General features: G+C 71.0%; 11 protein-coding genes. 4 read left to right on the forward strand and 7 right to left on the reverse strand.

Annotation, left to right across the window (positions count from 1 at the left end; genetic code table 11):
- Positions 1-290: 290 nt before the first annotated feature.
- Both CCN37_RS26580 and CCN37_RS26585 read right to left on the reverse strand, forming a co-directional pair.
- Positions 291-599 (reverse strand): AzlD domain-containing protein, encoded by a 309-nt coding sequence (locus CCN37_RS26580; RefSeq protein ID WP_086825941.1) that lies wholly within the window; start codon positions 597-599, stop codon positions 291-293.
- Entirely contained in the window at positions 596-1,249 is a 654-nt protein-coding gene (locus CCN37_RS26585; protein WP_371505071.1) for an AzlC family ABC transporter permease, read from the reverse strand. The genes CCN37_RS26580 and CCN37_RS26585 overlap by 4 nt, the downstream gene beginning before the upstream one ends.
- A gap of 104 nt (positions 1,250-1,353) precedes the next feature.
- Here CCN37_RS26585 and CCN37_RS26590 point away from each other — a divergent pair, with 104 nt between their 5' ends.
- Positions 1,354-1,911, forward strand: a complete 558-nt coding sequence (locus CCN37_RS26590; protein WP_086825945.1) for a helix-turn-helix domain-containing protein — start codon at positions 1,354-1,356, stop codon at positions 1,909-1,911.
- On the opposite strand, the gene CCN37_RS26595 is transcribed toward CCN37_RS26590, so the two are convergent.
- Positions 1,908-4,565: a M48 family metalloprotease gene (locus CCN37_RS26595; protein WP_086825947.1), complete on the reverse strand. Its 2,658-nt coding sequence runs from the start codon at positions 4,563-4,565 to the stop codon at positions 1,908-1,910. The genes CCN37_RS26590 and CCN37_RS26595 overlap by 4 nt on opposite strands.
- Before the next feature lie 106 nt (positions 4,566-4,671).
- Here CCN37_RS26595 and CCN37_RS26600 point away from each other — a divergent pair, with 106 nt between their 5' ends.
- Complete coding sequence (locus CCN37_RS26600) at positions 4,672-5,130, forward strand: hypothetical protein (RefSeq protein ID WP_086825949.1); 459 nt, start codon at positions 4,672-4,674, stop codon at positions 5,128-5,130.
- A gap of 72 nt (positions 5,131-5,202) precedes the next feature.
- Here the strand turns inward: CCN37_RS26600 and pdxS are convergent, their stop codons facing one another.
- Complete coding sequence (gene pdxS, locus CCN37_RS26605; RefSeq protein ID WP_143261824.1) at positions 5,203-6,120, reverse strand: pyridoxal 5'-phosphate synthase lyase subunit PdxS; 918 nt, start codon at positions 6,118-6,120, stop codon at positions 5,203-5,205.
- A gap of 230 nt (positions 6,121-6,350) precedes the next feature.
- Here pdxS and CCN37_RS26610 point away from each other — a divergent pair, with 230 nt between their 5' ends.
- Positions 6,351-8,486 carry an elongation factor G-like protein EF-G2 gene (locus CCN37_RS26610; protein ID WP_086825953.1) on the forward strand — a complete coding sequence of 712 codons (2,136 nt, stop codon included), beginning with the start codon at positions 6,351-6,353 and terminating at the stop codon, positions 8,484-8,486.
- Here CCN37_RS26610 and CCN37_RS26615 read toward each other — a convergent pair.
- From CCN37_RS26615 to CCN37_RS26625, 3 genes are all read right to left on the reverse strand, one after another.
- Positions 8,483-9,238, reverse strand: coding sequence for an NUDIX hydrolase (locus CCN37_RS26615; RefSeq protein ID WP_210408216.1), 756 nt, complete (start codon positions 9,236-9,238; stop codon positions 8,483-8,485). The genes CCN37_RS26610 and CCN37_RS26615 overlap by 4 nt on opposite strands.
- A complete protein-coding gene (pgsA, locus tag CCN37_RS26620) occupies positions 9,235-9,834 on the reverse strand; it encodes a phosphatidylinositol phosphate synthase (RefSeq protein WP_086825955.1) in 600 nt (199 codons plus the stop codon). Before pgsA ends, CCN37_RS26615 begins: the two co-directional genes overlap by 4 nt.
- Positions 9,835-9,918: 84 nt before the next feature.
- Positions 9,919-10,449, reverse strand: coding sequence for a hypothetical protein (locus CCN37_RS26625; protein ID WP_086825957.1), 531 nt, complete (start codon positions 10,447-10,449; stop codon positions 9,919-9,921).
- 136 nt (positions 10,450-10,585) lie between these two features.
- Between CCN37_RS26625 and CCN37_RS26630 the strand changes: the two genes are divergently transcribed.
- A partial coding sequence (locus CCN37_RS26630; RefSeq protein WP_086825960.1) for a TIGR01777 family oxidoreductase occupies positions 10,586-11,505 on the forward strand: 920 nt, incomplete at its 3' end.

Below are 11,505 nucleotides of genomic sequence, written 5' to 3' on the forward strand. Positions count from 1 at the left end.
ACTACCGCCGCGCCGCCTCCACCCTCGGCTCTACGGCCTCCGGGATCGCGTATCTGCGGAACCTCGCACTCACCGGCTGACACCAGACACCGAGCAGCGGCAACCACAACACCCTTTTACGAGACATCCCTTAGGCGTCGCCTGGCCTCGACACCGGCGACACAGTGGTGAGGAAAGTAACCCCACGTCAGCCGGGAGAGTACGGCACCCCCTCAAAAAGAGGAAACGCGGACAATATTACGAATTGATTCGACACGCACAGTGATAATCATGCCTTTCTCAAGTAATGCCTAAGCAATAGCGATCATCCGCAGGCCAGCAGTGGTCAGAGCCGCGCCGATGACCACCACGACGAACGGCAGCCTGGCCACCGCGAGTAGCGCACCGGTGCCAACACCTAGGGCACGCGCCCACCCGGCGAATCCTTCGCCGTCAACCAAACCATTGGTGGCGTACAACGCGGCCAGCAGCGCGATAGCGGACAAAGCGAACATCCGGCGCACGCGGTCGGGCACCGAGTAGCGCTCGCGCAGCAGCACGCCGCCGATCCGGATCGCATAGGTGCCCGCCGCCAGCACAAGCACGGTGGTCAGCGTCATCGGGTGCGCTCCAGCTTCTTCGGCAGGGGCAGGGCGAAGACCACGCCGAGCAGCGCGACCAGCACGGGGACCCCCGCGGGCAGGAACGGCGTCGCGGCCACGGCGAGCACTGCTCCCGCGATCGCCACCCGCAGGGGTCCCGGTTCGCGCAGCTGCGGCAGCAGCAGTGCGAACAGGGCGGCGGGGAACGCCGCGTCGAGGCCGAAATCAGCCGGGTCCCCCATCGCCTCGCCGAGGTAGGCGCCGACCAGGACGGCCGGGTTCCAGGCGCAGAACAGCGCGATGCCGCAGAGCCAGTAGGCCGCACGCGCGCGCTGCGGATCGCGCTGCGCCATCGCGAACGCGACGGACTCGTCGATCATGATGTGCGCGCCGAGCAGCTGGGCGGCCCGGTTGCGGCCGAGCAGGTCGCCGACCACCAGGCCGAACGGCAGGTGCCGCAGGTTGAGCAGGAGCGCGGCGGCGACGGCGGCGAACGGGGTCCCACCCGCCGCGAGCACGCCGACCACCATGAACTGCGAGCCCCCGGCGAAGACGAGCAGGGACATCACCGACGCCATCCACACCGGGACTCCGGCCGCGATCGCCAGCGCCCCGAAGGACGCCCCGACCACGGCGACGGCTGCGGCCAGGGCGGCTACGTCACGCACCAGCTCGCGGTCTATTGTTCGCCATATCGAACGCATCGCCTACTAGAGTGAACACTCGATCGGGTGTTCGTCAAGGCGAACAGTTGGACCGATGGAGCGAACACGTGGCCGATCCCACCTCGCCGCTGGAGACCATCGCGGCGGCACTGCGCCGGGAGCGCGAGCGCGTCGGCGTCTCGCTGACCGAGCTGGCCAAGCGCGCCGGCATCGCCAAGTCGACCCTGTCGCAGCTGGAGTCCGGCAGCGGCAACCCGAGCGTGGAGACGCTGTGGGCGCTCGGCGTCGCGCTGGGCGTGCCCTTCAGCCGACTCGTCGACCCGCCGACGCCGCGCGTGCGCGTGGTGCGCGCGGGCGAGGGCCCGGTGATGCGCTCCGAGCAGGCGCAGTACACCGGCACCCTGCTCTCGGCCTGCCCGCCCGGCGCGCGACGCGACATCTACGTGCTGACCCTGGAGCCGGGCGCGATCCGCAACGCCGACCCGCACATCCCCGGCTCGGTCGAGCACATGGTGGTCAGCAAGGGCTCCGTCCGCACCGGCCCGGTCGGCAACGTCGTGGAGCTGGCCGCCGGTGACTACGCGTCCTTCCCCGGCGACGTCCCCCACCTCTACGAAGCCCTCGAACCCGGCACGGTCGCGGTCCTCGTCATGGAGCACATCTAGCTGTCGATGAGGGGCTGGCCGAAGGTCATGAGGAGTTCGGTGGCGTTGTGCAGGTGCGCGCCGGAGAGCTCCAGGCGGCCGGGGCGGAGGTCGACGTCGGTCATCACGTCGCGGCAGACGGCGCCGGTGGCGTGGTACTCGTCGAGGGCGGAGGACCACAGCCGCGAACTGGTGCCACCCGGCGGCGCGGGGAACTTCCTGGCCTGCTCGCTGGCCGTGACGAGCGCCACGCAAGCTCGCAGGTAAGCCCTGGGGTCCTTCTGCCGCAACGCTTCCCGGTACTCCTCCGCGTGCCGCATCAGCGCGAGGACGTGGTCGGCGCCGCCCCCTCGCGCCCACGTCCGCAGGGCCCGCTCGCTCTCGGCCAGCGGCACTCCGCGTTCGGCGGCGGTGACCTCCTCGATCGGACCGGGGCCGTCGCTCGGCCGGTAGAGCGCGAGCAGCACGACCACGATCCCGGCCACCGCAACAGGAACCAGACGAATCCGCCGACTGTCCAGACTGTCCACAGTGGTCAATTCGGAGCCGCGCCGCAGAACACGGCCCAGCAGCAGGGCGATCGGCAGCACGACCACTCCGGCCACGACCAGCAGGCCGAGCCAGATCGCCGGGACGGACAGCGACACGGTCTGCACGCACTCGCCGGAAAACACCACCAGTGAAGGAAAACAGCCCTCCACCGAGCGCACCACAGCCAGCACCAGCACGGCCGACAGCGCGGTCACCGCCGCGCCGAACAACGCCGTGACCACTCGCACGCCGCGTGCCGTCAGGACGACGACGACCACGAACTGCGCGAGGAGCAGGGCGCTGTTCTCCCACAGGATCAGCACCCACCGGAAGCCGTCCGAGACGCGGAGCGCGTCACCGACACTGGCACCCGCGGCGCCTCGGAGCACGAGCTCGACGACGAGCCAGGCCGCCGCGCCGAGCACGCCGGCCCGGATGGCCGTCCCCACGGGCTCGTTCCGCCGCAGCACCAAGGGGATCGCCCAGCCCAGCACCAGCGGAGCCGTCACCAGTGGAGCCCCCATGAACAGGTGCAGCAGGGGCGCGCCGAGGAAGGAGTTGAGCGCGTCGTCCAGCACCGTCCACCGCGCGCTGTCGACCAGCCGCTCCACCCCAACGCCCAACGGCCCCAACGTGTTGATCAGCGCGCCGCCGGTGACCGATGGTGTGCTCATCCAGCTCAACCCGCTGGAGCAGAAGGAAAAGATCGCTCCGACCACCGCGACCCACGCGAGCACCCGAGCGCGCGGGCGCTCCAGTTCGCGGATCAGGTCGGCACAGTGCGCGACCCACCACATCAGCGCCGCCAGCACCAGAACGAGCACGGCGACCACTGCCAACTCCAGCAGCGTGATCCCCGGCGGCGCGCTGAACACGCCGATGTACTGGCCGGACCACAGACCGACCGCGATGCCGATCGGCGTCAGCATGAGCACGCGCGGCGATCCACCTCCAGCGCGGAACGCGGCGAACCTGGCTCCGGCGAACAGCAGCACCACGGCCGTGATCGCTCCCCACACGGCCCCCAGCAACCCCATGGCGAACGACCCGCTCTGCCCGATGTTCGTCAGCGCGATCAGCACGGTTCGCCAGGCGATCTGGATCGCCACGCCCGCTGCGGCGGCTTCCCAGAAACCGGGGCGCAGCAGGCGAACTGGCTCGGCGACCGCGAGAACCCGCTTGCCCGGCAATGGATGCTTGCTGATGAGGCCGCCCCACCAGTGCTTCGAGGCGCGAACGGTCGCCAGCACCGCACCGGGCTCGTCGCGCCCGATCCAGTCAGCGGCGCGGTCGTCGGCGTGGTACTCCCGTGAGCGCAGCACCGCGTTGCGCGACAACAGGACCACCAGCACCAGCGCGAAGACCTGAATGAAGATCGGCACGATGCCGAACAGGTATCCCTTGCCCCACAACGGGAACGGCGACGCGAAGGGCGTGGTGCTCGTCAGCCACGGGTCGAGGGTCGTTGCGAGGAACGGCACCAGACCCACGACCAGGAACGCCCGCCACACCGCGATCGTCAGGTAGGTGACCGGAACGTCGTTGTTGCGCAGGTGCGCCAGCTCGTGCAGCACCACGACGCGGAAGTACGCCGGGTCCCACCGGAACCGGGTGACCAGCCCCGCGTCGAGGCACACGCAAGGCTGCCGCCGCGTGCCGAACGCGACTCCGCCGCAGTTGAAGTTGACCGGATCGACCAGGAAGACCGGCGTTCTCCGCAGCCCAGCGCGCTCGACGAGCCCGTCCAGCTCCACGGCGAGCTCCGGCGTGAGACTGAGCGGCACCAGACCGCGCCGCCGGATTCGCCAGCGGGGCAAGGAGAAGTAGATCAGCGCCGCGAGGCCGCCGAGCCCGAGCAGTCCTCCGGCCAGCCACGGCAGCCGCAGCGGCAGGTACTGCGCCATGCACTCGCGGAACCGGTGGGCGTTGGCGTCGATCCGGTCCACCTGGAACGGGCTGATGTCCTGGTCGTCGATGTAGAAGCCCGACACGACCTGGCACTTGACCTGCGCGCCGTAGTTGAACAACATGCCCGGCGGCATCACCAGCAGGTACACCAGCACGGTGACGCCGACCGCCAACGCGATCAGCAGCGCGAAGCGGACCGTCGTGCCCGCTGGCGGCGAGGTCTTTCGCTCTTCCACGGCGGCTCCCCGGTCGGATGATCAATCCTGACCGGCCGCTGTCCCGCTGTCGTTCGGCCGAACGGCCCCACGACCAGGGTGTATGCAGGTCGGGGAGGATGGCGGCATGCAGACCGCCATCGGGTTCGAGTTCCCCGCCGCCGACTGGCTCGATCCGTTCGACGTGGACGAGCCGCGCGTCCAGTGGTTCTTCGTCAACGACGACAAGCTCAGCCGCGCGTGGGTCGCGCCCGCGGACGGGAACGCCTCGGGGCAGCTCGCCGAGGGCTACCACTCGGGCGTCTTCACCAACCCGCGCTCGTGCCTCTACCTCCTGGAGAAGGCCGCGATCGTCGTGAACGGAGCCGTCGTCCGGGAGTGGACTCCGACCGGCTCAGGCACGCCGGCGGTCGAGAAGACCTGCGGCCAGCACAACGGCCGGTTCTACGTCCACGCCCGGTCGGAGCGCTACCTCCGGGTCCACGACGGCACCAGCTACCCGACCCACGAGGAGGCGCTGGCCGTCCCCGCCTCCGATCACCCGGTCATGGTGGCGCGGGTGCTGGACGGCATGTCGATGTGGTGACCCCCTGACAGCACTCCGCCCCCGACGTCCACAGTGGACACTGCGGGACGTCGGGGGCGGAGGGGAACGCGATTACCAGCCGCGAGTGGCCAGGCGCTGGTTCTCCGGCAGCTCGGCGACGTTGATGCCCACGATGGCCTCGCCCAGGTTGCGGGAGACCTTGGCGATCACGTCGGGGTCGTCGTGGAAGGTGGTGGCCTTCACGATCGCCTCGGCGCGCTTGGCCGGCTCGCCGGACTTGAAGATGCCCGAGCCGACGAACACGCCCTCGGCGCCCAGCTGCATCATCATCGCGGCGTCGGCCGGGGTGGCGATACCACCGGCGGTGAACAGCACGACGGGCAGCTTCCCGGCCTGCGCCACCTCCTTGACCAGATCGTACGGCGCGCGCAGCTCCTTGGCGGCGGCGAAGAGCTCGGCCTCGTCGAGCACGCTGAGCCGGCGGATGTCGGCGCGGATCTGACGCATGTGCCGGGTCGCCTCGACCACGTTGCCGGTGCCGGCCTCGCCCTTGGAGCGGATCATCGCCGCGCCCTCGGCGATGCGGCGCAGCGCCTCGCCCAGGTTGGTGGCGCCGCAGACGAACGGCACGGTGTAGGGCCACTTGTCGATGTGGTTGGCCTCGTCGGCCGGGGTCAGCACCTCGGACTCGTCGATGTAGTCCACGCCGAGGGACTGCAGCACCTGCGCCTCGACGAAGTGCCCGATCCTGGCCTTGGCCATCACCGGGATGGAGACGGCGGCGATGATGCCGTCGATCATGTCCGGGTCGCTCATCCTGGCGACGCCGCCCTGCACGCGGATGTCGGCGGGCACGCGCTCCAGCGCCATGACGGCGACGGCGCCGGCGTCCTCGGCGATCTTGGCCTGCTCGGGCGTGACCACGTCCATGATCACACCGCCCTTGAGCATCTCGGCCATGCCGCGCTTGACCCGGGCGGTACCGGTCACCTGGTCCGCCTCAGCGCGGGGGGTCTCACTGGAGGTCACGGTTGGCCCTTTCAACTACATGCTCGCCCCCGCGAGGCGGGTCTCGGCAGAGCTCGCGGCGGATTACCCGTGCATCCTACGTCCGGGTCTTACCCCGTTTCGGTGTCCGGGACGTGGACCGTCACACACCGCGCTCGTCCGGGCGGGCGGTCCGCGTCGGACGAGCTTGTCAGCACCTCGCACAGGGTGTGAGATCGGCCACACCGAACCATTCCGGGAGGCCGAGTGCGATGGGAACGAAGAACACCGAGAACGGCACCTCCGGGGCCGCGGTCGCTGTGACCGACCCCGCCCGCATCCGGAACGTGGCCCTCGTGGGCCCGTCCGGGGCGGGCAAGACGACGCTGTGCGAGGCGCTGCTGGCCGCGGCGGGGGTGATCACCCGAACGGGGTCGGTGGCCGAGGGCACCACGGTCTGCGACCACGATCCGGCGGCCGTGCGCCAACAGCGGTCGGTGGCGCTGTCGGTGGCCCCGCTCCCCGCGGACGACGTGAAGGTCAACCTGATCGACACCCCCGGGTACGCCGACTTCGTCGGTGAGCTGCGCGCGGGCCTGCGCGCCGCCGACGCCGCGCTGTTCGTGGTGTGCGCGGCGGAAGGGGTCGACGCGAGCACGATCGCGCTCTGGCAGGAGTGCGCGGCGGTCGGCATGCCGAGGGCCGTCGTGGTCTCGCGCCTGGACCATCCGCGCGCTGCCGTCGAAGCGGAGATCGCCGCGTGCCAGGCCGCGTTCGGTTCCGGAGTTCTCCCGCTCTACCTGCCCGTGACCAGCGCGGACGGCGATGTGAGCGGGCTCGTCGGGCTCATCTCCGGCAGGCTCTACGACTATTCGGGCGGACGCGAGCCGGTCGCGGACGTCCCGGACGAGGACGACGCGGAGCGCATCGAGCAGGCCCGCGCGGAGCTGATCGAGGGGATCATCGCCGAGAGCGAGGACGAGTCCCTGATGGAGCGCTACCTCGCGGGCGAGGAGATCGACCAGGCAACGCTGATCACCGATCTGGAGCAGGCGGTCGCGCGCGGCTCCTTCCACCCCGTGCTGCCGGTGTGCGCGGCGACCGGGGTCGGGCTCAGCGAGCTGATGCAGGCGATGACCAGGGGTTTCCCGTCTCCGCTCGAACACCGGCCGCCGCGCGTGACCAACGTCGACGGCACCGGGGAGCAGGCGCTCGCGGTCGATCCGGACGGCCCGCTCGCCGCTGAGGTCGTGCGCACCGCCGTGGACTCCTACGTCGGCCGGGTCTCGTTGGTGCGCGTGTTCTCCGGAACGCTGCGCCCGGAGCGCCCGGTGCACGTCTCCGGGCACGGACTCGCTGAGCGCGGCCACGAGGACCACGACGCCGACGAACGCGTCGCGCACATCTACTCCCCGCTCGGATCGACCCTGCGCGAGGTGCCGTTCTGCGTCGCCGGTGACCTGTGCGCGCTGACGAAGCTCTCCTCGGCGGAGACCGGCGACACCGTCTCCGACCCGTCCCGCCCGCTGCTGATGGCGCCGTGGGAGATGCCGGAGCCGCTGCTGCCGATCGCGGTCATCGCGCACAGCCGCAGCGACGAGGACGCGTTGTCCCGCAACCTCGCCAAGCTCGCGGCTGGTGACCCCAACCTCCGCTTGGAGCGCAATCCCGAGACGCACCAGCTCGTGCTGTGGTGCATGGGCGAGGCCCACGCCGACGTCGTGCTGCAACGGCTGCGCGCGGGCGGCGCGGAGATCGACACCGAGACCGTGCGCGTGCCGCTGCGCGAGACCTTCGCCGGCCAGGCCAAGGGTCACGGCAGGCACGTGAAGCAGTCCGGCGGGCACGGCCAGTACGCGGTGTGCGACCTCGTCGTGGAGCCGCTGCCCAGGGGCTCGGGCTTCGAGTTCGTCGACCGGATCGTCGGCGGGGCGATCCCGCACCAGTTCATCCCGAGCGTGGAGAAGGGCGTTCGCGCGCAGCTCGGCAAGGGTCTGCGCGACGGGTATCCGCTGGTGGACGTGCGGGTGACGCTCGTGGACGGCAAGGCGCACAGCGTCGACTCCTCCGACGCCGCGTTCCAGACCGCCGGAGCGCTGGCGCTCAAGGAAGCCGGCGCGCAGGGCCGGATCACGCTGCTCGAACCGCTGGACGAGGTCGCGGTCCGGGTGCCCGACGAGCACCTGGGCACCGTGCTCGGCGACCTCTCCGCGCGGCGCGGGCGCGTGGTGGGCACCGAGCCGGGAGAGGAGGAGCACGCCGGGACCACGCTCGTGCGCGCCGAGGTCCCGGAGACCGAACTGCTCCGCTACGCGATCGACCTCCGCTCGCTCACCTCGGGAACGGCCAGCTTCACGCGCCGGTTCAGCCACTACGACCCGCTGCCGGAGCAACGCAGCAGTCCTTAGTGGACGGTCCGGAACTCCGCGCCGCCAAGCACTTCGGGCAGCAGCTCGCGCAGCTGGACGGGGTAGACCCGGTCCCGCGTCGCGGCGAGCTCGCGCGCGCTCCACCAGCGGTGGTGCTCGATGGTGTCCACCTCCAGCTGCGTGAACCCGGAGGTGTCGATCTCCCACGTCTTCGCCCAGCGCAGCAGGAAGAACTGCTCGACGCTGTCCACGTCCTTGCCGCCGAAGGTGAACTGCTCGCGCCGCACCCACACCGGGCCGATCAGCTCGCTTACCGGAGCGACGAGACCGGTCTCCTCGGTCAGCTCGCGGGCAGCCGCTGCGCGCGGGTCCTCGCCGGGCTCGATGCCGCCGCCGATGGTGAACCAGAACGGCTTGTCCGGGGTCTCCGGCGCGTGGCCCCGGAACAGCAGCACGCGGTCCTCGGCGTCGACCAGCACCACGCGCGCGGAGTGCCGGGGCTCGAAGAACACGGCCGGGTCGACCACGTCCGGCAGGTCGAATCCCGGTGGCAGCACTGCGCGCAACTCGCGCTCGGAGTCGGCCATCCGCCGCCACAGCTCGGGCGCGATCCGCGTGCGGTCCACGCACGAGATCAGGAAGCTCAGCTCGTTCTGCTCAGCAGGGCCGCCCACCTGCGCGTCGTCGACCGCCTTGGCGAAGGTCGGCACGAAGTCCGGCTCCAACGCGCCGGGCGTGGCCACGATCTCCCGGGCCAGCTCGACGCGCCGCGCCAGCGCCGCCTCGATCATCTCGCCGACCTGTGCACCGCGATGATCCGCTGCACCACCGTGATCACCGCGAGCGCCGCGAGCAGCCACAGCGCGATCGGCGCCGCGTACGGCACGCCCAGCCCGTGCAGCCCGGTTCCGACGAGCGCGACGATCAGCCGCTCCGCGCGCTCCACCAGGCCGCCGTCCGCCGTGAGCCCGGTGGCCTCCGCGCGCGCCTTCACGTACGAGATCACCTGCGCGGACACCAGGCACACCAACGCCGCCACGGCCGCGGAGCGGTCGTTCTCCACCGCGAAGGCCCACCACACGATCGCCGCGAACACCGCGCCGTCGGCGATCCGGTCGCACGTGGCGTCGAGCACCGCGCCGAACGGGGTGCCCCCGCCGATCGCGCGCGCCATGGCTCCGTCGATGAGGTCGAAGAACGTGCAGAGGGTGACGATCACCGTCCCGACGAACAGCTCGCCCCTGGGGAAGAACCACAGCGCCGCGGCGGAGGTGCCGACCGTGCCGGCGACCGTGACCGCGTTCGGGGTGAGGCCGAGCCGGACCAGCCACGCGCCGATCGGATCTGTGACACGCGAGACCGTCTCGCGGGCGAAGAGGTTCAGCATGTCGGGGCTGCGCACCTGCCGGTCGGGTTCGGGAAATGGCCCCGAGCAGCGTAACCGCAGCACGGGAAAGCGGGTGTGTGGTCCTCAGCGCGCCGGGCGTTCGGCGACCACCCGCATCCCCGCGTCCTCGACCGCGATCAGGCTCGGGGTCAGCGCGGCGGAGCCGCACCCGGAGCTCCGCATGAGCCACTCCAGCCTGCACGTCATCCCGGAGCCGACGGGGGTCGCCAGGAAGGTGTCCGGGCACGGCAGCGCGACCAGGTGCGGCCCCGGCCCGAGCGCGTGGGCGAGCAGGTCGCGCAGGTAGCGCGAAGCCACCACCGACGCCGCGAGGCCACCGGGGCGCTCGACGGCGAGCACCGCGCCCCCGCACTCCTCCGAGCGCTGGTAGGTCGCCGTCTCCATCAGGTTGTCGCAGGCCGAAGCCATCATCGCGTCGAAGCACCGCGTGCCGACCAGCTCGTGGGTGATGTCCCGCGACGTGGTCCCGACCTCAGCCAGCGTCGCCGTGAGCACGCCGCCGATCACCGGCCGGAACGGCAGCGAGGACGGCTGCGGGCAGGACTGGGACACGCTGCGCAGCACGGGCAGCAGCGCGGACGGCGAGCTGGTCACCGGCGGGACTGTACGAGCCCAGGGACCTTCGCTGAAGCCACTGTGGCCAGCACTGAATCCGCTGATCGTGGCCTGTTTTGAGCGATCGCTCAAACGTGGCGTACGCTCGCGTCGGACGATGACGGAGGAGCAGAACATGAAGATCGTGCTACCCGGTGGGACCGGTCACGTCGGCGCGTTCCTCGACCGCGAGCTGACCGCGCTCGGCCACGAGGTCGTGGTCCTGAGCAGGCGGCCCCGACCCGGCCAGGTCGCGTGGGACGGCCGCGCGCTGGGGCCGTGGGCGAAGGAGATCGACGGCTGCGACGCCGTGGTCAACCTCGCCGGGCGGAGCGTGAGCTGCCGCTACACGCAGGCCAACCTCAGGCAGATGATGGACTCGCGGGTGGACTCCGCGCGCGTGGTCGGCGAGGCGATCGAGCGCGCCGAGCGCCCGCCGCGGGTCTGGCTCCAGATGAGCACCGCCACGATCTACGCGCACCGCCACGACGCCCCCAATGACGAGGCGACGGGCGTGATCGGCGGCTCAGAACCCGGCGTGCCCGGCTACTGGGCGTTCAGCGTGGACATCGCGAAGGCGTGGGAAGCCGAGCAGGAGCGCGCGAACACGCCGAACACGCGCAAGCTCGCCCTCAGGACCGCCATGGTGATGAGCCCGGCGCGCGGCGGCGTGTTCTCCGTGCTCAGCACGATGACGCGCATGGGGCTCGGCGGCGCGGTCGCGGGCGGCGCCCAGTACGTGTCGTGGATTCACGACCGCGACTTCCTCCGCGCGGTGATCTTCCTGATCGAGCGCGAGGACCTCGACGGCCCGGTCAACCTCGCCGCGCCCAACCCGCTCCCGCAACGCGAACTGATGCGCACCCTGCGCTCCACGCTTCGGATTCCGGTGGGCCTTCCCGCGACCAAGCTGATGGCCGAGGTCGGCGCGCTCGTCATGCGCTCGGACACCGAACTCCTGCTGAAGAGCCGCCGAGTGATCCCCGGCCGACTCCTCGACGCAGGCTTCTCCTTCACCCACCCGCACTGGCCCGACGCCGCGAAGGAGCTCGCCAC

It is taken from the genome of Allokutzneria sp. NRRL B-24872, assembly GCF_002155965.1.
Classification (GTDB): Bacteria; Actinomycetota; Actinomycetes; order Mycobacteriales; family Pseudonocardiaceae; genus Allokutzneria.

Bases quoted from the DNA above. Each gene is read 5' to 3' on its own strand.
- CCN37_RS26600 (WP_086825949.1), top strand. From the start codon at position 4,672: ATGCAGACCGCCATCGGGTTCGAGTTCCCCGCCGCCGACTGGCTCGAT.
- CCN37_RS26580 (WP_086825941.1), bottom strand. From the start codon at position 599: ATGACGCTGACCACCGTGCTTGTGCTGGCGGCGGGCACCTATGCGATC.
- pgsA (WP_086825955.1), bottom strand. From the start codon at position 9,834: ATGCTGAACCTCTTCGCCCGCGAGACGGTCTCGCGTGTCACAGATCCG.
- CCN37_RS26610 (WP_086825953.1), top strand. From the start codon at position 6,351: ATGGGAACGAAGAACACCGAGAACGGCACCTCCGGGGCCGCGGTCGCT.
- CCN37_RS26615 (WP_210408216.1), bottom strand. From the start codon at position 9,238: ATGATCGAGGCGGCGCTGGCGCGGCGCGTCGAGCTGGCCCGGGAGATC.